Annotated in this window: 27 protein-coding genes and 1 other annotated feature (1 of these 28 cut by a window edge); of the genes, 26 read left to right on the forward strand and 1 reads right to left on the reverse strand. The window is 44.6% G+C overall.

The genetic code is table 11. The features are described from left to right. Window positions 1-19, reverse strand: a binding site (T-box leader) (it extends 217 nt beyond the left edge of the window). Between the two features lie 282 nt (window positions 20-301). Further along, entirely contained in the window at window positions 302-1,213 is a 912-nt protein-coding gene (locus tag QP775_RS01155) for a hypothetical protein (RefSeq protein ID WP_285102939.1), read from the reverse strand. Between the two features lie 201 nt (window positions 1,214-1,414). Here QP775_RS01155 and QP775_RS01160 point away from each other — a divergent pair, with 201 nt between their 5' ends. From QP775_RS01160 to QP775_RS01285, 26 genes are all read left to right on the forward strand, one after another. Continuing rightward, a complete protein-coding gene (locus QP775_RS01160; RefSeq protein ID WP_239327744.1) occupies window positions 1,415-2,005 on the forward strand; it encodes a CPBP family intramembrane glutamic endopeptidase in 591 nt (196 codons plus the stop codon). 11 nt (window positions 2,006-2,016) lie between these two features. Next, window positions 2,017-2,358 (forward strand): hypothetical protein, encoded by a 342-nt coding sequence (locus QP775_RS01165; RefSeq protein ID WP_285102941.1) that lies wholly within the window; start codon window positions 2,017-2,019, stop codon window positions 2,356-2,358. Between the two features lie 2 nt (window positions 2,359-2,360). After that, a complete protein-coding gene (locus QP775_RS01170; RefSeq protein ID WP_285102943.1) occupies window positions 2,361-3,209 on the forward strand; it encodes a metallophosphoesterase in 849 nt (282 codons plus the stop codon). A 73-nt stretch (window positions 3,210-3,282) separates the two neighbouring features. Next, entirely contained in the window at window positions 3,283-3,723 is a 441-nt protein-coding gene (locus tag QP775_RS01175; protein WP_285102945.1) for a DNA-directed RNA polymerase, read from the forward strand. 273 nt (window positions 3,724-3,996) lie between these two features. Then, window positions 3,997-4,614, forward strand: coding sequence for a genetic competence negative regulator (locus QP775_RS01180; RefSeq protein WP_239327202.1), 618 nt, complete (start codon window positions 3,997-3,999; stop codon window positions 4,612-4,614). Window positions 4,615-4,805: 191 nt separating this feature from the next. Further along, window positions 4,806-5,576: a glutamic-type intramembrane protease PrsW gene (prsW, locus tag QP775_RS01185; protein ID WP_481857240.1), complete on the forward strand. Its 771-nt coding sequence runs from the start codon at window positions 4,806-4,808 to the stop codon at window positions 5,574-5,576. Window positions 5,577-5,645: 69 nt separating this feature from the next. Continuing rightward, window positions 5,646-5,795, forward strand: coding sequence for a hypothetical protein (locus QP775_RS01190; RefSeq protein WP_169450857.1), 150 nt, complete (start codon window positions 5,646-5,648; stop codon window positions 5,793-5,795). 102 nt (window positions 5,796-5,897) lie between these two features. Beyond that, window positions 5,898-7,235 (forward strand): germination protein YpeB, encoded by a 1,338-nt coding sequence (gene ypeB / locus QP775_RS01195; protein WP_285102950.1) that lies wholly within the window; start codon window positions 5,898-5,900, stop codon window positions 7,233-7,235. A gap of 160 nt (window positions 7,236-7,395) precedes the next feature. Further along, window positions 7,396-8,043 (forward strand): flagellar brake protein, encoded by a 648-nt coding sequence (locus tag QP775_RS01200; protein WP_239327204.1) that lies wholly within the window; start codon window positions 7,396-7,398, stop codon window positions 8,041-8,043. A 493-nt stretch (window positions 8,044-8,536) separates the two neighbouring features. Beyond that, complete coding sequence (cmk, locus tag QP775_RS01205) at window positions 8,537-9,238, forward strand: (d)CMP kinase (protein ID WP_239327205.1); 702 nt, start codon at window positions 8,537-8,539, stop codon at window positions 9,236-9,238. A 4-nt stretch (window positions 9,239-9,242) separates the two neighbouring features. After that, window positions 9,243-9,836 (forward strand): lysophospholipid acyltransferase family protein, encoded by a 594-nt coding sequence (locus QP775_RS01210; RefSeq protein ID WP_285105655.1) that lies wholly within the window; start codon window positions 9,243-9,245, stop codon window positions 9,834-9,836. 119 nt (window positions 9,837-9,955) lie between these two features. Further along, window positions 9,956-11,188, forward strand: a complete 1,233-nt coding sequence (gene rpsA / locus QP775_RS01215) for a 30S ribosomal protein S1 (RefSeq protein ID WP_285102953.1) — start codon at window positions 9,956-9,958, stop codon at window positions 11,186-11,188. An 84-nt stretch (window positions 11,189-11,272) separates the two neighbouring features. Further along, on the forward strand, window positions 11,273-11,887 hold the full coding sequence (locus tag QP775_RS01220) for a hypothetical protein (protein WP_285102955.1): 615 nt from the start codon (window positions 11,273-11,275) through the stop codon (window positions 11,885-11,887). Between the two features lie 71 nt (window positions 11,888-11,958). Next, window positions 11,959-13,281, forward strand: a complete 1,323-nt coding sequence (gene der, locus QP775_RS01225; RefSeq protein WP_239327208.1) for a ribosome biogenesis GTPase Der — start codon at window positions 11,959-11,961, stop codon at window positions 13,279-13,281. A 12-nt stretch (window positions 13,282-13,293) separates the two neighbouring features. Further along, window positions 13,294-13,902 (forward strand): glycerol-3-phosphate 1-O-acyltransferase PlsY, encoded by a 609-nt coding sequence (gene plsY / locus QP775_RS01230; protein WP_285102958.1) that lies wholly within the window; start codon window positions 13,294-13,296, stop codon window positions 13,900-13,902. Next, window positions 13,892-14,923: an NAD(P)H-dependent glycerol-3-phosphate dehydrogenase gene (locus tag QP775_RS01235; protein ID WP_239327210.1), complete on the forward strand. Its 1,032-nt coding sequence runs from the start codon at window positions 13,892-13,894 to the stop codon at window positions 14,921-14,923. Before plsY ends, QP775_RS01235 begins: the two co-directional genes overlap by 11 nt. A 69-nt stretch (window positions 14,924-14,992) precedes the next feature. Next, the gene (locus tag QP775_RS01240; RefSeq protein WP_239327211.1) at window positions 14,993-15,271 is read left to right on the forward strand and encodes a stage VI sporulation protein F; all 279 of its coding nucleotides are present in this window, start codon (window positions 14,993-14,995) and stop codon (window positions 15,269-15,271) included. Between the two features lie 126 nt (window positions 15,272-15,397). Beyond that, window positions 15,398-15,577 carry a DUF2768 family protein gene (locus tag QP775_RS01245; RefSeq protein ID WP_239327212.1) on the forward strand — a complete coding sequence of 60 codons (180 nt, stop codon included), beginning with the start codon at window positions 15,398-15,400 and terminating at the stop codon, window positions 15,575-15,577. Window positions 15,578-15,588: 11 nt separating this feature from the next. Continuing rightward, window positions 15,589-15,888: a 2Fe-2S iron-sulfur cluster-binding protein gene (locus QP775_RS01250; RefSeq protein WP_239327213.1), complete on the forward strand. Its 300-nt coding sequence runs from the start codon at window positions 15,589-15,591 to the stop codon at window positions 15,886-15,888. Between the two features lie 66 nt (window positions 15,889-15,954). Beyond that, a complete protein-coding gene (locus QP775_RS01255) occupies window positions 15,955-16,581 on the forward strand; it encodes a hypothetical protein (RefSeq protein WP_239327214.1) in 627 nt (208 codons plus the stop codon). Window positions 16,582-16,614: 33 nt separating this feature from the next. Beyond that, entirely contained in the window at window positions 16,615-16,962 is a 348-nt protein-coding gene (locus QP775_RS01260) for a 2Fe-2S iron-sulfur cluster-binding protein (RefSeq protein ID WP_285102966.1), read from the forward strand. After that, window positions 16,956-17,696, forward strand: a complete 741-nt coding sequence (locus QP775_RS01265; RefSeq protein WP_285102968.1) for a hypothetical protein — start codon at window positions 16,956-16,958, stop codon at window positions 17,694-17,696. Before QP775_RS01260 ends, QP775_RS01265 begins: the two co-directional genes overlap by 7 nt. A gap of 298 nt (window positions 17,697-17,994) precedes the next feature. After that, complete coding sequence (locus tag QP775_RS01270) at window positions 17,995-19,746, forward strand: methyl-accepting chemotaxis protein (RefSeq protein WP_285102970.1); 1,752 nt, start codon at window positions 17,995-17,997, stop codon at window positions 19,744-19,746. Between the two features lie 440 nt (window positions 19,747-20,186). Further along, entirely contained in the window at window positions 20,187-21,665 is a 1,479-nt protein-coding gene (spoIVA, locus tag QP775_RS01275; protein WP_239327218.1) for a stage IV sporulation protein A, read from the forward strand. Window positions 21,666-21,854: 189 nt separating this feature from the next. Then, window positions 21,855-22,139: a hypothetical protein gene (locus tag QP775_RS01280; protein WP_028544244.1), complete on the forward strand. Its 285-nt coding sequence runs from the start codon at window positions 21,855-21,857 to the stop codon at window positions 22,137-22,139. A 359-nt stretch (window positions 22,140-22,498) separates the two neighbouring features. Continuing rightward, window positions 22,499-23,629, forward strand: coding sequence for a sugar ABC transporter substrate-binding protein (locus tag QP775_RS01285; protein ID WP_285102974.1), 1,131 nt, complete (start codon window positions 22,499-22,501; stop codon window positions 23,627-23,629). Window positions 23,630-23,739 lie beyond the last annotated feature (110 nt).

Consider the following 23,739-nt stretch of genomic DNA (forward strand, 5'->3'; position numbering starts at 1 on the left):
TTTCCTTCAATGTTGTTCGAGTCATGAAATTTTACTTAATGTAACACGGTTCTTAACAACTGTCAATACCTTTAAACACGAATAATATCAATTGGCTGTATGTTAAATGTTCATGTTTTGAGAGATAATGCTTTGGAATTGAGTTCGAACCTTCACAAAATATTAAAAAATACGTTTAATCAAGCTGCTGCATATTTATTAGAAATAGCCCTGAATTGTGGGAAGTCCCATTCGTTACAAGGGGTGTAGTTGAATACTGGTCAAAAGTTTTGTTAGGATAAGATAGGGTGTGCAATCGTCTTTATTCTACAAACATCGGGAGCATCGGGATGCTGTCGACTTTGTATAGAGCACCCTTTACTCGTTTGTAATCCTGTGCATGAACACCATTTGTTGACAGTAATTGCTTAATTATATGATCAACACTTTGGCTATTGACTGCTGTACTGGAACGTCCTGCCTGTCTAGTAATTTCATCTACTCTAGCCGTTAAGTCTTGTGGCAGAAAAGGTTTAATTACTCCTTGATGGAGCAGGTAATCAGCTATGTATTTATTTTTGGCAGAGAATGAACTTGTTTTCCATTGCTCGGTACTTGCTTTGCTTTTAAGACTAGGCTGCTTGATCGTATCATCCTGCGCCCTGCTCCAAACAAGAATCGAAGAATAATACTGCTGCTGACCCTTTAACGCAAACTTCATTGCTTCTTTGATCTGCGTTTGTTGCTGAATGTGGGAAGCATCCAGCTTACTGTCTTGTTGGCGCGCATTTCTTATGATGTGGTTCAGCCCGTCATTGAAACGTGAAAGGCTCGCGGCATAGTTGGCTTGAGAAAGGGTAAGTTCAGAAGCACCCTTTGATAAAGCAACAAGCTTAATTAGCTTGTATTGTTCCTGAGCCATATGCTGCAGCTTAGATAATGATTCGACTGCTTTATGGTTATTTTGAGATAATTTAGCCAGTGTGTCGAACCAACGGATTTCAAATTCACGGTAAGGCCGAAATACGTTATGATAATACGAGACCAGGTCCTGCTGTTGATAACTGCCAGGATGGCTTTCGGCATATATTTGTTGCAGCTGTTTACTGTACTTATCCTCTGTTTGATCGGTACCGTACTTAACACCGTAGAAAAAAGCCGCAATACATAGAATGAGCGTGAACAGAAAGCTCATGCTGAATAAAAATTGTATTTTTGTCGGATTCCGTTCCATTATACCTCTCCTTTTGCACGTTCAGTAGGAACAATGTCTTATTTTTTAAGAAATACTGCTGTGTGAGAACGTCAAACGTTGTATGTACTAGGTATATCGGCTCATTCCTGACATAAGTATAGGGCAAAAGTGAGAGAATTGGAAACAGAATTGAATCGTATTTATGTATTCCAATTACATCAAACATTGGGTAGGGATGAGATGAAAGAGAAATGGAAAGATTTCAAAAAAAGACAGGTTCAAATTGACCAGCTTGATGATAAGACGCTGTTGCTTAATTTGTATTTGACACAAGCCTTAACACTAATTGTAGGCGTAATCTGGATTGTTGTTTCCCGCAGGAACCCGCTTGAATTGCTGTTGTTTCCAAACGGGTATGAAGCGTGGTTGTGGGGGGCTGGACTGGCAGCTGCGGTTATAGTGTTGGATTTAATTATTTCTCGATTCGTTCCTGATGATGTCACAGATGATGGTGGCATTAATGAAAAAATGTTCCGCACGCGGCCATTCTGGCATATTGCCGTTATAGCGCTTGTTGTGAGTATATGCGAGGAAATGCTATTTCGCGGAGCTATTCAGCATACATTTGGTCCTTATTGGACCAGCATTATTTTTGCAGCTATTCATGTCAGATATTTGAGGCATTGGTTACCAACTGCGCTTGTATTCAGCATCAGTTATGGATTAGGCCATATATATATTTGGACAGAATCATTATGGGCGCCGATTGCAGCACACTTTTTAATTGATTTTATTATGGGATTGATATTGCGTTATCGAAGGGAAGAATGAGTAAGATGCAAATGACAAGACACAAAAGGGAACAGCAAGCAGATGCACTCAAGGCTGAATCCCCTTTAGAGCCTTCATTTGTAGAGAGCCGGGCACTTAAAGCACTAAGTCAGCTAAAGCAACAACCTGCTGAAGAGGAAGTGGATGAACAGGCTGCTGCTGATGATGAGGAAATTCACAAAAGTTTATTAGAAGAGGAAGAGGATCGGTCCCTTCCACCGCGTCAAATTTTGTTTCCTTCCAATTATGGTAGGCTGGCGAAATGGTTTTATAATTTATTGTTTTTGTTGTTTATCGGATTGCTTGTGGCATTGTTGTTTTGGGGGCGTCATACGACGATGGAGGGGTACTGACGATGATGGCTCTGGGCATGTGGGCAGCTGCAAGTATGCTGGCAGTACTGCTTATTATACTTATACTGCTTCTGCATATGAGAAGAGTGGCACGATTATTTCAAGTGACAGAAGAGGAAGTATGGTTGACAAAGTTGCCTGTATCTATGGATGGGCTCCGATTGTTTTTTATTAGTGATCTACATCGTAGGAAGCTTACGGAAGAGCATATGACTCATCTTAAGATGCACCAACAAGCGCAGCTTGTTATTATAGGCGGAGATGTAACGGAGCGAGATGCTCCAGTTAAGGAAGCAATTGATAATGCTATGCAGCTGCGTACCCTGGGCGCCACTGTAATGGTGCATGGCAACCATGATCATAAGGGAGATACCCGAAGGTTGGATGCAGAGTTGTCCTCTCTCGGCATAAGGCTGCTCGATAATGAGGCTATGCGCTGTGAGCAGGGAGATGGGACGATGTGGATTGTAGGCGTTGATGATCTGACGACTGGGAATACAAATCTCGATTGGGCGTTAGAGGCGCCGCGAGATGAGCCTCATTGCTGCATTCTAATTTCTCATGACCCAGGCATTATTCGTTCAAGTATTCCCGATATGGTTGAACTTGTGATCTCTGGACATACACATGGTGGGCAAATTATGATTCCTGGATATGGACCGATCAAGACGAGTGCTTTCTACAGAAAGTACTTGGCTGGGTGGTATTCAGTCAAACGTGGTGACAGTGATGCCATACCATTAAAGTTGTTTATTTCTAGAGGGTTCGGAACATCGCATTTGCCGCTGCGCTTAGGATCGGTTCCAGAAGCACATTTTATTACATTAAGAAGCGGTGTCAGGGTTTCCTGAAATTGAAGCGAATGTGAAACGCTTGTGACGCTCACACTACAACTGATCCTAACATGACAAGGAGGGAACAGCGGTGAGAATCACAACATTTATCGCAGGTATGGCTGTCGGTACGTTAGCAGGTATGTACATGGCAGACCGTCGTTCATTATCACAATTGCAGTCCAAACTGCAGATTGCGGGAGACATGATGTCCGATGTTGTAGGAAAAGCAAAAGGCAAAGTGATGGAATCGGCTTTTTCTGTAATGGGTAATACCGGATTAGAAGAGCAGTTGCAGGACAGTTCTGGACATCAGGCAAGCCACACGTCGCATAACGATTCTTTTAACCTTGACCGGGTGAAGGAACTAATTGAGCGTGACCCTGAAGTGAAGCGCCAAGTGGACGCCATTTTACGGGACAGTCAGGGCAGTTCAACAAGTGTAGGTACTGGGGTAACTTCGGTAGGAACAGTATCCAAGACTTCCGATCCTGTGCGGCATAAGCCAGTGGGAGTGCCTAATTCTCATTGAAAGTCAACGCTTCACCGCATGAGACAAAGACGACGGTCTCGCCGTCAGAAGAGCCATCGCAAGAGTGTCTAAGGCATTAATAACAAGCATAGTATATAAGGAAAAGCCGTTGATACCTATCAACGGCTTTTTCAATGGAATAGTCAATTCTATTTTAGTAGGTGCAAAACAATTAAAAAAATGATAACATGAATTACATAGAACCATTTTCAGCACATATTATATGTTGCATCATAATCTGTTATAACCGGAGTTGCAAAGGAGGGTCCTGTCATGAAAATCGAACGTTTAAGTCAAGATAAAATCCGTATTTTCCTTACGTTCGACGACTTATCAGAGCGCGGGATCCAACGTGAAGACTTGTGGCGGGAAATGTCTAAGCTACAGGATTTGTTCGCGGAAATGATGGATCAGGCTTACACAGAACTCGGATTTGACGCGACTGGACCGTTAGCCGTTGAAGTATTTGCAATGCCTGCTCAAGGAATGGTAGTCATCGTCACTCGTACACGCTGGGAAGGCTCACGCGCTTCCGGTATGGATGAGGAAGAGATGGATGATGTATATGAGATGGAAGTAACACTTGAGGAAAGTGATTCCATTGTATTTTCTTTCCGTGATTTTGAGCATTTCATTGAAGCAGCTCATGCGGTGAACGGTCAATTCACCGTTTCCGGCGCGCTATACCAATATAATGGTCAGTGGATATATTATGCTGAGTCGGCGGCTCTGGAGTCATCTAACCGACTACAGGCGTTCATAGCGATATTAGCGGAATTCGGTGAAGCAACGTCAGTTACGACTGCTGTGCTTGAGGAGTACGGTAAGGTGATCATCCCTGATGATGCAATTGCCGTGACGTGTCAACATTTCAAACCGCGCAGCGAATAGTACGGCGTTGGAGGGAGGGAGTGTTCGATCAAGGGGTCGACGCTCCCTTTTTATGTGTAAAGACAATCATATTTTTACTATATGCATGGTTTAGTTAATCGGACACACTGATCTACACATAAAGCCCAGCATCAGGGGCGCGAATTGATATAAGCAAGAGATCTTTCAAGGGGGAGTATATACAAATGAATATGTCGTTCTTGAGCATGCTGACGACGGTTCATGCGGATGCCGTAGGCCAGTCTACGGAATACTCGACTCCGGTTGCGGCAATTTTGACGGCTGCGATCGCGCCTGGAATCGCATTGCTTATTTATTTTTATTTAAAGGATCGTTATGCTGCTGAGCCTATCTCGATGGTTATACGTGTCTTTTTACTTGGTTTCCTAATTGTATTTCCAATTATGGTCATACAGCATGGACTCGTGCTCGGTTTAGGCAGCAATCCATTTATTTCATCATTCTTCATCTCGTCAGGTGTCGAGGAATTTATGAAATGGTTTGTACTCTACCACATGATTTACAATCATGTGGAGTTTGACGAGCACTATGACGGTATTTTATATGCAGTTGCGATCTCACTTGGATTTGCGACAATCGAGAATGTAATGTACGCATGGGTCAACCATAGTTCTTTTAGTTACCTGCTTATTCGTGCGCTCCTTCCTGTTTCAGGACATGCATTGTTTGGCGTAGTGATGGGTTATTATTTAGGGAAAGCCAAGTTTTCTTCTGGGAAAAAGACGAAAAAGTATTTATGGTTTTCACTGGCTATCCCTATATTTTGGCACGGAGTTTACGATATCATTATGCAGACGTTTACCCGTTATTGGATATGGCTTGTCATACCACTTATGGTCTTTTTATGGTACTACGGTATGGCTAAAGTTCGTAGAGCGAATTTACGTTCCCCGTTTCGGATGTTGAATCATGACGATGATTCGAGAGAGATTAAATCTTGACGAATTGGGAAATAATGCTGTGTATATTTGTTGGAGCGGGAATGTCGGCTTCAAGAGAGGGGTACACAGATGCGTATCAAAATTACAATTCGATGCAAACATTGCGGGGAAAAGTTCGTACTTCGTGGCAAGCGGGAAAAAGGGCGGATTGAGACAGGTTTCAAACAATGTCTTTGTGACAATCGAGATGATTTTATTATTGAAGAGTTACCAGTATAAGCGTGATTATTGGATTCCATCATGTATGCATAAAGTCTTACTTTTTCCAGCACAATAGCATTAATGTTTAACAATTGCTGCTGTGAAAGGAGACGCTTGTCGATGTACAAACGACTAAGTGCCGTGATGTTTCCAATTGTCACGCTTTTATGTATCGGCTCTATCGTATGGGGGTATCAGGAGCATCAAGAAAAAAACTCCATTTTGTTAAAAGCTGAGAACCAATACCAACGCGCTTTCCACGATCTGACTTATCATATGGACAAGCTGCATAACGAACTAGGACAGACACTAGCTGTCCATTCTTCCTCGCAGGGCATGCATCGCAAAGGACTTGTGAATGTGTGGCGACTAACAAGTGAAGCACAAAATGAAATTAACCAGCTTCCGCTGACACTGCTTCCATTTAACCAAACAGAAGATTTTCTGTCGCGAATCTCGAACTTCGCGTACAAGACAGCAGTTCGTGATATGACAAAAGAACCCCTTAGTCCAGATGAAATGAAAACGTTAAAGACGTTATATGCCAGCTCCAAGCAGATTTCAAAAGATTTGTTTCATGTCCAAGACAAAGTGATTCAAAACCGACTTCGCTGGATGGATGTGGAATCAGCTTTAGCAACGGAGAAGGAGTCTGCAGATAATACGATCGCGGATGGTTTTAAGACCGTAGATAATAAAGTGAATGAATACCCTGAAATTAATTGGGGTCCTTCCGTTTCAAGTATTTATTCCAAAAGATCCGTTAGAATGCTGCAAGGCCCGCCCGCTACGCCTGAACAGTTAAAGGAGAAGGGGCGTCAATTTATGAAACCCCATCAAGTCAAGGCAGTCAATATAAAGAAAAATGGGAATTCAGCTGATCATGAGACGTATACGGTTAGTGCCAATCATGCCAAGGGTGATGGTGATATTACAATCGACTTCACTAAGCAAGGAATGATGATGTCCTATTTGGATACACGGACCATTAAGAGCACACGACTATCTGGTGATGATGCTGAGAAAAAGGCAAGTGCATTTTTAACTAAGTATGGTTATCCTACTATGAAGGCTGTGCGCTATCAGGACCATAACAACGTAGAGAGCTTTACGTTTGTACCAGTTAAAAACAATGTGTATATGTACCCGCAGCAGATTCAGGTGCGTGTAGCGTTAGACAATGGTGATATTACAGGTGTGCAGGCTAGTGATTACATTTACTCGATGGCAGTTGTAAAATCGGTCAGTCTGAAGCCAAAGCTGACGGTCCAGCAAGCAAAGGAACATGTCAACTCAGATATGAAGGTGGCTTATACACGGCTTGCTGTTATCAAGAACGACGCCTCTAAGGAAGTATTGTGTTACGAATTTGGCGGCACATATGATAAGCAGGGTTATCGAATTTATGTTAATGCAGATACAGGCATGGAAGAGTCCGTAGAATCCGTGTCATCATAGTAGTGAAATAGCCGTTTTGAAAGCGCGACTTGTTGCTTTTGAAGCGGCTATTTTAGTTGTGTGCTTGTGGAATGCATGCATTTGAGATGAATTAATTGTCGACTAAATCTGTTTACAGGGCTTGCGAGATGCTATAATCGACAAGGGAGGGGAATCCTGAATGTCATTACGAGTAAATGATACGGTATATATCTTGCCGAGTTCGGCAGGAACAGATGAACAAGAATATAGGGCGCGCGTCACGGAAATCGATGATTACAGTATATGGATCGAAATACCACTGCAAGAAGGAACAGGCCAATTTGCGCGATTCTCATTAGGCGAACAATTGGACGTTACTTATGTGCAGCTTGATGGTGTCCGTTGTAACTTTATAACAAAGATGGTCGGGAACCGCCATGAGAGCATTCGCATGTTGGCTTTAGTGAAGCCGCAGCCGGATCAAATCACACGGACGCAGCGCCGTTCCTATCTGCGTGTGCAAGCAGCACTTGAAATGGCTGTGCGCACGGCAGAAGGCGTACAAAAAGTAGCACGAACCGAAGATATAAGCGGCGGTGGCGTGTCTTTTATTGCGGAGCTGCAATGGGGACTAGAAGAGGGGCAACTACTCGATTGCTGGCTTGTAATTCCGCCAAAGGCTGGAGATGTAGATCATATTTCATTCACAGCCAGTACAGTCCGGATTGAGCCCCGTGGGGACAAGCATTGTTTGATTATGATGCAATTTGACCGCATCACAGATGTAGAACGACAGAAAATCATCCGTTATTGTTTTGAGCGTCAATTGGAAATGCGTAAGCAATAACTCGAGCAATGCTGACGATCACCATACATAGAAGACGAGGGCAACAGCCACACTACTCATACCAATTATTGGCGTGAGGTGGTAAGTCGTGTCTCATTTAAAATCAATTACAAGTAATAGTGAATCTGAAAGCCCTGATAATGACGAATTTAGAAGTCGTCTATTGAGTCGATGGGACAAAGGTTGTCGGCTGTTGGTCCGAGCGTTTGCTGTTTGCGGTATCTTACTGTTGCTGCTGCAACTGCTGCTGCAGGTTCCGACAGTAAGGCAATTGATATGCCCGGTCGAAGAACTGGAAGGCATTAGAGTGAGATTAGAATAGCACTTCATGATCAAATGGGATGTGCTTGAAATTGCACCGGAATGGTGATTGTGAATTTTGCATACCTTTTTCAGGTGTGGTATAATTTTCACGTCCGCAGGCATCGCCTGCTTTTTTCTTGAATGGATCATATCATTCCATTCGGAGTACAGAAGAGAGGAGACAGACCCGTTGAAAGATTTGCAAGAACAGCATCAGAATCGAATCAACATTGCGATCGACGGGCCTGCTGGAGCGGGCAAGAGCACGGTTGCGAGACATGTTGCGCGTCAGTTAGGATATATTTATATTGATACGGGCGCCATGTACCGCGCAGTCGCTTTACATATGCGTAGATTAGGTATCAAGCCGGAAGAAGCGGATCGTGCGCAACTCGAGATGAACAACGTTGTGATCGAGCTTCAGCCCGGCATAGATGGTCAGCGTGTATTTTTGAATCATGAAGATGTGACGGATCTGATTCGTACACCAGAAGTCAGTCAGTTAGCCTCGTCATTTGCCCAGCTAGAAGGTATTCGTTCCGAACTGGTGCGTATACAACGACTATTGGCAGCTAAGAAGGGAATCGTCATGGACGGAAGAGATATTGGCACATCAGTGCTTCCGCAAGCCGAGATGAAGTGGTTCTTGACTGCTTCGGTGGAGGAGCGAGCCCGACGCCGACATGCCGAATGGCAGGGCAAGGAGACTGTTACGCTGGAACAACTGATGCATGACATTGCAGCGCGCGACAAGCAAGATGAGACGCGAGCTATTTCACCGTTAAAGCAAGCTGCTGATGCGAACTTGTTGGATACCACACATTTAAACGTTGATCAGATCGTACAACAAATGGTGGAACAAGCCCGATTACGGATGGATGGTGAGCAATAACTTTATGTTTTATACGTTTTGCAGTGCGCTTCTGCGAGGAATTTATCGATTATTGTTTCGCTTTGAAGCGAAGAACATCGAATATGTGCCCAACACAGGCGGTGTAGTGCTTTGCTCCAATCATATTAGTCTGCTGGACCCGCCAGCAATTGGTATAATGCTTAACCGGCGCGTACGTTTTATGGCCAAGGAGGAATTGTTTAAGATTCCCTTGCTTGGACCGGCGATTGATGCGTTAGGCGCATTTCCTGTCAAGCGTGGTGGCGTTGGCAAGGAAACGATAAGAACAGCTTTTAAGCTGCTTCAGGATGGCGAGATTATGGGGATATTTCCTGAAGGCACCCGTAATATGGAGGGGGCTGTTGCCGCCAAGAAAGGTGCTGCTATGATTGCACTTAAGAGTGGTGCAGCTGTTGTTCCTGTTGCAGTGTGTGGTAAGTATGGTTTATTCCGTAAGACAAAAGTTGTTTATGGACCACCTATTGATATGAGCGACTTGCTAGAGCGTAAAGAAAGTAATATGCTTGAGCAAGCGACTGAGCGTATCATGGATACGATTAACGCGATTGTGCGTGAAGAGCAGCAAGGTCGTGCATGATTTTTAATCGTTGGTAAGATACTACAGGTATTATTTGTAGGTTGTTCCTTCAATATGCGTTATGGACACTGCACTACGCAGGTTTCTATAAATGGGGTTTTAATCGAGGAGGTTATCACATGTCCGAAGAAACAAAAGTTAACGAGACAGCTGAAACGACAAACCAAGAAGCATTAGAAAATTTCGTTGCTCTTAAAAAAGGAGATACTGTCAAAGGCACGATTGTCAAAATTGACGATGATCAAGCTTATGTAAGCATTGGATATAAATACGACGGTATTATTCCTGTTCGCGAATTGTCATCTGTATCTGTAGACAAAGCTTCTGAAGTCGTACAGATCGGTCAAGAAGTCGAAGCTAAAGTTGTAAGCGTAGACGATAATAAAGAGCGCTTGGTTCTGTCCAAACGTCAAGTAGACAGTGGTTCGGCTTGGGAAACAATGCAGAAGCATTTTGAAGACCAAGATGCGTTCGAAGTTACAGTTGCCGAAGTTGTTAAAGGCGGCATCGTGGCTGATGTAGGCGTACGTGCATTTATCCCTGCTTCTATGGTTGAACGCCATTTTGTAGAAGACTTTAGCGATTATAAAGGCCGCACACTTCGTGTCAAAGTAAAAGAAATCGACCGTGAGAACAACAAGTTGATTCTTTCCCAGAAAGACGTGCTGGATGCCGAGTTTGAAAGCAACAAGCAGCGTGTTATGGAAGGTCTTAAAGAAGGGCAGGAGTTGGAAGGTACTGTTCAACGCTTGACACAATTTGGTGCTTTCGTAGATGTAGGCGGCGTAGACGGACTTGTCCATGTCTCCGAACTGGCTTGGCAACATGTCGAGAAGCCTGCAGATATAGTTCAAGAAGGCCAGCAAGTTAAAGTAAAAGTGCTCAAAGTTGATCCTGCTAACGGTAAGATCAGCTTAAGCTTAAAAGCTACTCAACCGGGTCCTTGGGATCAATCGGCTGAGAAGATTAAAATCGGCGATATTATTACAGGTACGGTCAAACGTCTTGTTAACTTTGGTGCGTTTGTAGAAGTAGCAGCTGGTGTAGAGGGTCTTGTTCATATTTCTCAGATCTCACATCGCCACATTGCCACTCCATTCGAAGTGCTCAAAGAAGGCCAAGAAGTTCAAGTGAAGGTACTTGACTTCAGTCCTGCTGAAAAGCGCGTCAGCTTGAGTATTAAAGAGACTGAGGAAGCTCCTGAGGCTCCAACTCCTTCTCCGAAATCCGACAAGCGCTCGGAAAAGAAATTCAAAGAAGAGCTGAACAACCCGAATGTATCGTTGAGCAACCAAAGCATGAGCTTTACACTTGCTGAACGTTTCGGCGACAAGCTTAACAAATTAAAATAAGTTTTATCATCGGCGGACTCCTTGTGAGTCCGCCGATTATTTTTGCCTTCATTTCAAATACTAACTTGGAATGGGGGAATTATGGTGACTATACTGCCGGGCATCTTATCAACGATAATTGTCATCTGCTTATTAATTCTAATGTTCACAGGATGGAAAGAACTTCTTTTTCCAACCGTTTCTAACTTTGCTGTACTGGGATTTATTCTATTGTGGATGCTGACAGCAGGCAGGACATTAACGTTTGGAATGGTTACAGTTGATCTTGCTTGGCTTCTCTGGATCTTGACGGGCATTGGATGTGTGCTGCATATCATTATTCGGAGCAAAGAAATGTCGCATATCCTGCTGCTGGCCGGACATATTGGAATATTATCGGCATTACTTCTGATGATAAAGCTGAATCTAATGTCTGGATATGGGTTGCTGTTGAAGTTCCCGGATTGGACAATCAGCTTATTTCTAGGCTGTGCTGCAGGATTTACTGGGGCTTCCGTTATCCGACAATGGGCCGTGATTACCCTCAGCCTTGCAATCGGTGAGTATTTGGTAGCCGTGAAAGCGATCGGTGCTGTACAGATTGTTTTAGGAGCTTTGTCTACCTTTGACGAATGGTGGATTGCATTTGTCGTATCACGGATGTGTGTATTGTTATTGGAGGTTTTGCATCGTTTTGTATATGTTCAACGGAGAGAATAGTTAGCCAAGCCGCCTTTTTTTTGATATGATGTTCTACGTGTATATGTTTGAGTAGATGAGGAGTGAACTGCATGGCAAAACCCGTTGTTGCCATAGTCGGGCGACCGAACGTCGGGAAGTCCACCATTTTTAACCGCGTCATCGGTGACCGATTGGCAATTGTGGAAGATAAGCCTGGCGTAACACGAGATCGTATTTACGGTTCGGGCGAATGGAACGGGAAGCCGTTCAGCATTATTGATACGGGCGGAATTGAGATTGATGGCGAGGATGAGATCCTGCGCTCGATTCGTGCTCAAGCTGAACTGGCCATAGAAGAAGCGGATGTTATCGTGTTTATGTGCGATGCGAAAGCTGGTATGACCCAATCGGACGAAGAAGTTGCTCAGATTTTGTTCCGTTCTGGAAAGCCAGTAATCGTTGCTGTCAATAAAGTGGACAATTTGAATCGTATGGATGACATTTATGAGTTTTATGGTTTGGGCTTTGGTGATCCCATTCCGATCTCAGGTTCTCATGGTACAGGTATCGGCGACCTGCTCGATGAGATGGTTAAGAATCTTCCTGAACCAACGGAAGATATGTATGAGGATGACGTTATTAAGGTTGCGCTTATCGGCCGGCCAAACGTTGGGAAGTCGTCGCTCGTTAACGCCATACTTGGTGAGGATCGTGTAATTGTAAGTGACATTGCAGGCACGACACGTGATGCGATTGACACTCCGTTTGAAAAGGATGGCCAGAAGTACGTCATTATCGATACTGCAGGTATGCGTAAGCGCGGTAAAGTGTATGAGACTACAGAGAAGTACAGTGTAATGCGTGCTTTAAAGGCTATTGAACGCGCTGACGTTGTACTGGTCGTAATTAACGGTGAAGAGGGCATCATCGAGCAGGACAAGCATATTGCTGGATATGCGCATGAAGCAGGAAAAGCGGCACTGTTTGTGGTGAATAAGTGGGATGTCGTCGAGAAGGATGATAAGACGATGCATCAGTTTGAGCAAACAATCCGCGATCATTTCTTGTTTATGCCATATGCGCCAGTCGTGTTCCTGTCTGCTAAGACGAAGCAGCGTTTGCAAAAGCTGCTGCCGGTTATTCAACATGTGGCGCAACAGCATGCGAAACGTATTCCTACGCATTTGCTGAATGACGTAATCTCCGATGCGGTGGCATATAATCCACCTCCTACGGATAAGGGCAAGCGTCTGCGTATTAACTATGTAACGCAGGTTACGGTCAAGCCTCCTACAATTGTTGTCTTTGTTAACGACCCTGAGCTAATGCATTTCTCTTATGAGCGGTATATGGAGAATCGAATTCGTGCTTCGTTTGACTTTGAAGGTACACCGATACGTTTGTTCACGCGACGGAAATCAGACGAGAGTTAGGAGCGAGCGGAAGTGGCGATTATCGCAATTCTAGGTAGTTATTTGCTCGGATCTATAAGCTTTAGTGTCTTAATAGCGAAATGGCTGCGCGGCATTGATATACGACATCATGGAAGCGGTAATGCAGGCGCGACCAACACGCTGCGTATTCTTGGCAAGGGGCCGGCCATCGGCGTATTGCTGCTTGACGCGCTTAAGGGGATTACAGCAGTGTTAATCGGACATTTGGTGTCCGATGCCAGTTGGGTAGCCGTGGCTTGCGGGATTGCAGCTATCATAGGGCACAATTGGCCCGTATTTTTCCGCTTCCGTGGGGGAAAAGGGATAGCTACGACGATTGGCGTCCTAGCTATGTTGGCTTTTGTTCCTGCGCTGATCGCTGGAATGATAGCCATTGCGATGATCATCTGGAAGCGCTATGTATCCCTTGGATCGTTAATTTTCACAGGTCTCACACCTGTGTTTATTTTACTGTTCAGAATGGATACCAGTATTTTTATTGGAAGCTTACTATTGTGTGCATTTGCATTCTACCGTCATCGTACCAACATCATAAAGCTGGTGAAGGGAACGGAGAATCGATTAGGTTCGAGTAAGGGAGGATTGCCACGTGTCCGTTAAAGTAGCAGTATTTGTAGCAGGCAGCTGGGGAACGGCATTAAGTCAAGTACTTGCGGATAACGGAAACGAGGTAGTGGTCTGGACTCGTAATGAAGCACAAGCATTGGAAATTAATGAGCGGCATTCAAACGAGAAATACTTGCCTGAAGTTTGCTTGCATGAGGGAATACGTGCGACAACTTCAATGGAAGAGGCAATGAAGGGGGCAGCAGCCTGTGTCATTGTTGCGCCTTCTGCTGCTATGCGGCAGGTAGCGGCTCAGATGAAGCCGTTCTGGACTGATGATATGATTGCGATCCATGCAACCAAAGGTTTTGAGACGGAGACGTTGGAACGCATGTCGCAAGTCATTGAAGAAGAACTGCTATGTGGTGAAGATCGCATTGCTGTGTTATCTGGTCCAAGCCATGCTGAAGAAGTGGTTCGCCAATGTCCAACTACAGTTGTGATTGCTTCTACCTCTATCCAGACTGCAGAGCGTGCTCAGGATTTATTTATGAATGAATCCTACTTCCGTGTATATACCAATACAGATGTGCTTGGGGTCGAACTTGCAGGTGCACTCAAAAATATTATTGCGCTCGGAGCCGGATTATCGGATGGGCTTGGCTTTGGTGATAATGCTAAGGCAGCCTTGCTTACCCGTGGGCTAGCGGAGATTGCGCGTCTTGGTGTGGAGATGGGTGCCAATACAGTCACATTTGCTGGTTTGGCTGGTGTTGGCGACTTGGTCGTCACGTGTACGAGTACACATAGCCGCAACTGGCGCGCAGGTTCAATGATTGGCCAAGGAATGCCAATCCCCGAAGTGCTGGATCGTATGGGAATGGTGGTAGAAGGCATCCGTACAACCAAAGCGGCTTTCAAGCTTTCCGATCAATATAATGTGCAATTGCCAATCACGGAACAGCTGCATCATGTCCTATTTGAAGGGCTTGACCCGAAGACAGCCGTTGAGAGCTTAATGGGTCGTGTTCGAAAAAATGAGATCGAAGATGTAGCTAAATCAAACTGGACGTAACATGCGCCTCACCTCTGTACGATTCCGTTCATACACTATACGGAAGTACAGACCCTAGGGAGGAACGACATGACGAACAACAAAATTCCGAAAGATGCGTTGAATGCCATTAACAAAAAGGCGGGCAAGAACATCACGGAGAGCCAGATTAAAAAGGTGGCTAGCACGGTTAAGCCGTCAACAGTAGAGAGCGAAGCCCAGCTCCGCCAATTGATCAAGCAGGTAGCCAAAATGGCTAATCTGCCTGTGTCAGAATCAACCGTTAACGATATTGTAGCTATGGTGAGGAAGAGCGGTATGAATGCAAATAGCATGGAAGCTCTAATGAAACTGATGATGAAGAAGTAGCCAGCTGCTGTTTCTAAGAAATGACTAAGACGACAAGACATGCATAAAATGCGTGTCTTGTCGTCTTTTGTTTCATGCACCTGAATGGTATAATGGGATGATATTGGAAGAATGGGAGACATGCACATGGACAGTATGACAAAGATGTGGGTATCTTTTATCGGACTCGGCTTAATGGCGTTATCCGCTATTATTGTCATGTTTGCACGTTACAAGACTAAAGGCTGGGTCAAAGGCATTCTCACTTTTGTCGCATTTATCTTATTGCTGGCAGGTATGTTATACGGCTTTATTTCAATTGTCTAAGGAGTGACAGGATGGCAACGCTGCAACTAAAGGGACGTACATTGGAAGCAAGTATGCCGGCTCGGACAGGCATAACATTGCTGCAGGCAGCCATGGAACTAAAGCTTGATTGGAGTTTTAACTGTTCTCGCGGAACCTGTGCACGATGCAGATGCTTGGTGGAAGAGGGGGCCGAGCTGCTGAATGATGTCACGGATGCTGAATGGGACCGTATGGATGAAGCTGAGTTTGAACAGGGATATCGTTTAGGCTGTCAAGCTGTGGTTGAAGTAGAAGGTAACATCCGAGCGTATAATAAGTCCTATTTTTAGAAGCAATTTAATGACAACTTAGAGCATTCATATACTTAATATTGGACGTGTTAGGAGTCTTGCATAATGAATGAGATTAAGCTGCCGCCTTCGATCGCAGGTGCTTTATTATGGTTGAAGGCACAAGAAGTAAACGACATAAGATGGCTGCTCGGCGGAAGCTGCAGCTTGCTTCTGCAGGGCGTAGAATTGGAACAGCCACCGCGTGACATTGACATATATGCGGATTCACAGCAAGCGGAACAACTTCACAAGATATGGCAAGGGGCTTCAATCGATACGCCTGAATGGGACGAATCACCTATTTATCGATCTTTACTTAGTCATTATTCGTGCGACCATAACGCGGTTGAACTTGTGGGGGAGTTCAGCGTACGTACAGATTGGTGTACGTATCAGACCGTAATTAACGAGGGGTTATGGAACCATCGTATTCGGGAGCATACAGACAAGCTCATGCTGGATTTAACACCTTTATCGCATGAGCTTGTATTTAATATGCTGCGCGGTAGACTTGATCGTGTGGAGAAAATTGCCGAAACCATAAACCGTGATCCGGAGCGGCATGTGGATGCGATGAATGCGGTGTTGGGGCAGTGTAAGCCTAGACAGGCGATTGGCAGCAAGTTAACGGTGCATGTACCCACGCTGATGGAATTCGTGAGCAATTGCAGAGCGTTGTATCATAAATAATGTTTGCACCATGAATGCGGAAATGGGGGTATTATGCGACGAGTTACGTTTATGCCTGATAATAGAACGATAGAAGCCAAATCGGGTGTGACACTGCTGGATATGGCAAGATCGACCCGTGTTAGCATACGAACTCGGTGCGAGGGCAAAGCGGGTTGCCTCATGTGTAAGGTGCAAGTTGCAGGTGAAGGTATTTCGCCCCCTACCGCAGCGGAGCGGCAAAAGCTTGGTATTGATTCGTCAACGGGATTAAGGCTAGCATGTCAAGCGAAGATTACTGCTTCAGGTGTGTGTGACCTCGTTGTAACAGTTCCAGAGGATCCATTAAAGGCGGCAGTTCGGCGACAATTGCAGCAGCAGGAGGATGACGAATTGTGGTGAAAGTATGTTTGAATCACCATCGTGTGAAGGTGATACTTATGACCGTATTGTTCAGTATAGTGCTGCAAGGATGCTTGTATCCGAAAGACATGCGCAAAGCAAACCAAGCTCCCGCCAAAGAAGGAGTTATGCTTGTACAGCATGCGGTAGATGAGTACCAGAAGCAGAAAGCCCTGCTGCCACTTCTGAATGCGGACGCAGGAACGCCGCGTTATGAGAAGTTCAAAGTGGATTTTGAAGCTTTACGAGCTAGTCAGCTGTTAAGCACTGTACCTGCCAATGCTTTTGAGAATGGAGGAACAGGTGTTTATCTCATTCTTGATGAGGAGACGACTCCACTTATTCGCATCATGGATCTTAATACTGCACAGCGAGTGAACGATTTGCAGCGGTTGAGTGACAAGTACCAAAGCAGAGCAGGCCAAATACCAAAAGACGAAACGCTGTACCCTGGATTTTACAGTATTAATTTAACGGATATTGGGGCGCGACACGTTGATGTAAGTAGTCCTTACAGTGGGGATCCTTTAGTTTTTATGATTGATGAATCAGGTAAAGTGTATGCTGATTATGCAGCTGACCTGATGCAGGCAGCAGAGCGCGCGGGAGAACAAGCTCAACTGACTGATAAGCAGGACATTCGAACGATCCTAACGGAGCAAGGATTGTATGTTCCAGTAAAGTCAACGAAGTATGTGTGGCGCAACAACAGCCCCGTACCAGTTCTGGAATAATAGTGTAACATGGTGTAGCCTTTTTCATTGCATTATAATGAGGTTAGGGACGTTCAGCTGAAGCTGGACGTCTTTTTTTGTACCTGTAGTGATTTTAAGCGTGTTATGTACAAGCAAAGATTAATAGGTCAGGAACAGAGCATGTTCAACAAATATTCAAAAATGAGAATCCGATTAAAATTTAAAAATGATGAATTTTGCTATTAAAAAATGGCCTGCTGATGTCGATAAAGAAGAGCGTAATATAACGTCATATACACAAATAAAAATAAAGTTTGGATAGGAGAGAATATTCTGCATGAAAAACATGAGTGTCATGGTAAGGCTCATTTTAATGGTTGCAATTTTGGTAGTACTTATGACCAGTATACATACAATCATGAGTTATCAAGATAGCAAAAGTCAGTTTACAAGCAAGATTGAGTCCGTACATCAATCGCTGCTCCAGCAAATATTGATCGAGGATGACAGTATCGTTAAAATAGAAGATCATCTTAATCAGGCGGATGCCAAGCAATACATCAAAGGAGATGAGATGGCTTGGATTCATGAAAACTTAAACAGCATGCTGCGTGTGGACTTTATTAATAACGCCTATCTGCTCTCACCAAAAGGTGAACAAAAGGATGGGGTTGTACAGGTTAAAGTGTTAAATGCCAATCAAACATTTGAAGCGTCAGGCCACACGCCTGGGAAAATGTATGAATTGCCGCCCGCATTGACAAGTGCCTATGAAAAAGTGTTGTTAGCAGGGAATGCATTAAGCACTAGTGATAGGTATACAGAAGGAGACGATACGTGGATAACTATATTAGCTCCCATTAAGGAAAAGGACAAAGTGAAAGCCATATTTGCTGTTGATTTTAATAGTGAATATATTGATAAGGAGCTTAATTATATTTTTTGGAAAAATATCGCTATCGGTGGAGTTATCGGTATCGTATTTGTGGCTATTATGTTATTTGCGGTCCGCAGGGTCATTTTACCTCTTAAAGCATTGGTCAAGGTGACTCAAGCTGCTGCTGGTGGCGACCTGACAGTATCGTTGGACGTGACCCAAAGGGATGAGGTCGGGTTATTGGCGGTAAGCGTGAACACGATGGTAAAGGACATCCAGCGATTAGTGTCAAATGTGAAGGCAACAACGGATGAAGTGACGGACTCTTCTGCACAATTAGTCGATGTAGCGGATGAATCGTCACGTTCTGCGCAACGGATTGCAGAGGCAATGGCACAAGTGTCCCTTGGGGCAACTTCCCAGTTGAAGGGAGCGGAAGAGAGTACAATTGCAATGAATGAAATTGCGATTGGCATTCAGCGAATCGCAGAATCCACTTATCACATTTCAACGTTAAGTGAAAGTGCGTCGTCAGCGGCTCAAGCAGGGGATGAGTATACGCAGGAAACGATGCGCCAGATGGATCAGATCTACTTATCGGTTTCGGAGTCGACTACTTTAAGCCGAGAACTGACCAAGCATACCACTGATATGGAACAAGTTGTTGCTTTGATTGCTAATATTGCAGAACAGACAAACTTGCTTGCGTTGAATGCTTCTATTGAAGCGGCTAGAGCAGGGGAGCATGGACGTGGATTTGGGGTTGTAGCGTCAGAAGTTCGTAAGTTGGCTGAGCAAACGAGAGTGTCTACAGAACAAATATCGAATACGTTGCAAACCTTTGTCCAGGGTATGAAGGCTTTGGCTGGTTCGATGGAAGTAAGCGCCGAGTCAGTGGAGAAAGGCAGTGAAGTGGTTAAGATAGCTAGTGAAAGTTTCCAACAGCTCTTGAACCATGTGAATGAGGTGAATGAGCAGGTACAAGAGGTGTCAGCGGTGTCCCAGCAAATATCAGCGGGGAGTGAGGAGGTAGCTGCTTCCGTTGATAACTTGTCACAGATTGCAGAGACAAGCGCACGTAATGCCGATGAAGTCCAAACTGATTCGATGCAGCAAATGGCCATCGTGCAGCAGCTAACAGATTCTGCGGATAAACTGCGGCAAGACATGACACAACTTCAGGGAGAGCTTCAAAAATTTAAGTTATCATAATCTATATCCAATTAAATAATAGAAAAAACAGCATGGGTGCGCTCATGCTGTTTTTTCTATTACTGGTTTATTAAAGAATACGTGGGCATTTATACGATGTTCAGATTTAAGATGTATAAATACAGTCGTAAGCACATATATCTGTGCAGGAAGGCAATGAATACGTGCCATTTAAGAAACGAGATTGGGAATTGCGTTGGCGGATCTGTAAAAAAAGTTTGTCCAGTCGTCATATTTGGTCCGCTTTCTCAATATGATGATATTAGTCCAAAGCATGTACGAGTTGCGTCGCAATGCATATGTACGACGTTCTAACTCGGCGGCGACACTGGCGACAACGGCAACAGCTCTAATCTAGCAACGGTGCCAATCGTTTCTGAGGGACGTGAGGCGGATGTTGTCTTCATGTCCGTCGGGAATTATTTGAGGAGGGGATATCATTGGAGAAAGTGGACATTTTTAAGGACATTGCCGAGCGTACCGGCGGGGATATTTACCTCGGGGTCGTTGGTGCGGTCCGCACGGGGAAGTCGACATTTATTAAACGCTTTATGGAAACGGTGGTTCTGCCTCACATTACGAACGAGTCTGACAGAATCCGCGCCGTGGATGAGCTTCCGCAAAGCGCAGCCGGCAAGACGATAATGACGACAGAACCGAAGTTCGTTCCGAACAACGCTGTTCAAATCCAAGTAGCAGAAGGTCTTGAGGTGAATGTAAGACTCGTAGACTGTGTCGGCTACGCGGTAGAAGGCGCAAAAGGATACGAAGATGACAACGGTCCGCGTATGATTAATACACCATGGTTTGAAGATCCGATTCCATTTCAGGAAGCAGCGGAAATCGGTACACGCAAAGTTATTCAAGAGCATTCAACACTAGGTGTTGTTGTGACGACAGACGGTACAATTGCTGAAATACCGCGCAGCTCTTACGTTGAATCAGAAGAGCGTGTCATTAACGAGCTAAAAGAAGTAGGTAAGCCATTTGTACTTGTCATCAACTCGACGCGCCCTAAAAGTGAAGAAGTGCAGGCGCTCCGCAGTGAGCTTCAAGAAAAATATGATATACCGGTAATGGCGGTCAGTGCTGCTACGATGGGTGAAGAAGACGTGATGGGGGTTCTGAGAGAGGTATTGTACGAATTCCCGGTTCACGAGGTCAACGTAAATTTGCCAAGCTGGGTTATGGTGTTGAACGATCAACATTGGCTCCGATCCAGTTACGAAAACTCTGTTCGCGATACAGTTAAGGATATTCGTCGCTTGCGAGATGTGGATCGTGTCGTACAGCAGTTTTTAGAATATGAGTTTATCGCGCGAGCGGGTCTCAGCGGTATGAATATGGGGCAAGGTGTTGCAGAGATTGATTTGTATGCACCAGATGAACTCTATGATCAGATATTGATGGAAGTTGTTGGTGTTGAGATTCGCGGCAAAGACCATTTGCTGCAACTGATGCAGGAATTCTCACACGCCAAGCGTGAATATGATCGCTTTGCCGGAGCGCTTGAAATGGTGAAGACGACAGGTTACGGTATCGCTGCGCCAACCTTAACTGAGATGGCGCTGGATGAGCCGGAATTGATTCGACAAGGTTCTCGATTCGGACTGCGCTTGAAGGCAACAGCACCTTCTATTCATATGATACGGGTGGATGTGGAATCGGAATTTGCACCTATCATCGGTACAGAGAAACAGAGCGAAGAACTGATGAGATACTTAATGCAGGACTTTGAGAATGATCCTACGAAGATTTGGGAATCCGATATATTCGGGCGCTCCTTGCATTCGATCGTCCGCGAAGGTATTCAGGGCAAGATTGCGATGATGCCGGACAATGCTCGCTATAAGCTGCAGGAAACGCTAGGCCGCATTATTAATGAAGGCTCAGGCGGGTTGATTGCTATTATCTTGTAGGCACTTGAGATTGTGTACAAAAGCTCGTTCGAGCAGGCCCTTTGGTCTGCAACGAATGAGCTTTTTTGCTGATTTGACCTATCCAGCCTAAAATAAAAAACAGCTAATGTGCAAATGCTCATTTTAGGGTATGATGAATAATGATGAGGCAGGGGTTAACCTTGAGAATGTAAAAAGAGAGGGATAGGCATGAGTTTACACATCGAGCAAGCTGCTTTGAAGCAGATCGCAGAGAATGAATTTACAGGCAACGTCATATTCAAGTTAGAAGGATTTCATTATCCATATGAGATCTCTTTCTTCAGCAAGAACGGTCGTGACTGGGATTATAGCTTGCATTTTACGTCACAATCAGGTGACGAGGACGAATATACGAAGTTGGACGAGCGTCTTGAACAGGACGATGAACTGTTTGATGCGCTGCTGGATGCTGCACTTCAATCTCATGAAGATGCGGAACAACCCAAGTCATAGTAGTGGATACTTCCCTATTCATGTACGTCAATAGTAATGGTGCATAGCCGCTAAGACCACTGAAATAACATAAGAATAATGAAGAGGTTGGGCAGATCCGAACTGTGACCCGTAAGATGGATACTTTGAAAAAAGTGGCCTCTGACGGGTCTTTTTGTGTATTGCTAAAGAATAAAAAATGGTAATTGAAAGCGATTTATAACTGGAGACAAACAGCTTATTTTCGAAAAAAAATAATTATTTTAAATAAACCGATTTACATACTCGGAATTAGCGTATATATTATTTCTTAATGATTCGTGAGGTAAATGATGGATGTCATAAGCAGACAGTACAGGTGACTAGAGGGGGACATGAGGATGAAGGCACAACGGATTGAAAGTACGAAGCGTGGAAAAGGGATCATGATCACAATGCTGCTTGTTATGTCGATGCTGGCGAGCGCATGCGGCGTGAAGACAGCTAGCGAGCACAACGTTGCCAGCAGTTCAACTGAAGGCAGCAGTGGCGCAGCTGAAACGAAGCAGAACGATGCAATTGATCTGAAAGGCAAACGGATCGCACTCGTAATGGAGTTTAACACAGGAACCTTTTCTCAGCAGTATTTAGAAGGCGTCAAGGAAGAGGTAGCCCGTTTTGGTGGTGAACTAACTACTTTTGTAGCAGAGAACGATAAAGCGAAGATGGCATCGCAATTGGATATGGCAGTCAACCAGAAGTTTGATGGTATTTTAACGGATCACGGCAGCCCTGATTCACTCGCTTCAGGTGTTAACAAAGCACTCGCTCAAAAAACACCGGTTGTTGCTTTTGATGCTTTGTTGGACATCCCTGGGGTAACCGTGCTAGAGCAGGGAGATCAAAAGATGGCGGAGATGACGCTGGAACAGCTAGCGCAGGATATTGGCGGAAAAGGTAATATCGTGAAAGTATGGGTGGCTGGTTATGCGCCAATGGAACGGCGTCAATTAGCATATGAGGCCTTTCTGAAGAAGTACCCTGATATTAAGGAAATAGCTGCATTTGGTTCTGTGACAAGCAATACCGCATTGGACACGCAAGCCAAAATGGAAGCAATTCTGAAGCAGTATCCGAGCAAAGGTGAGATCGCTGGGGTATGGGCGGCGTATGATGAGTTCGCTAAAGGGGCAGCACGTGCTATCCAGCAGGCGGGACGTACAGATATTAAGGTTTACGGTATTGATATGAGTGATGAAGATCTGCAAATGATTCAAGATAAGAACAATCCATGGGTTGGCTCGGCAGCCGTAGATCCGAGAGATATCGGTCGCATTCAAGTGCGTTATTTGTATCAGCAGCTGCATGGGGAGAAGCCAGATGAAAAGGTCGTTTTAGAGCCCGTATTTGTGAAACGTGAAGATTTACCAGCAGATAAACAGGTGTCCACCAACGAGCTTAGTCAATATGTAAAAGGCTGGAGCGGCAGTAAACAAGGCGAGCAGGACTGGATGAGTGAATACAAGAAATAAGCAATTGAATTAATAGGGTGACCTATAAATGTAGCAAAGGCGTGAGTGGATGATGAATAAGACAGCAAGAAATAAACTCGCAGCCATACACTCCGAACTTGAGTGTGACG

This window comes from Paenibacillus sp. UMB4589-SE434 (assembly GCF_030226685.1).
In the GTDB taxonomy this organism is placed as follows: domain Bacteria; phylum Bacillota; class Bacilli; order Paenibacillales; family Paenibacillaceae; genus Paenibacillus_B.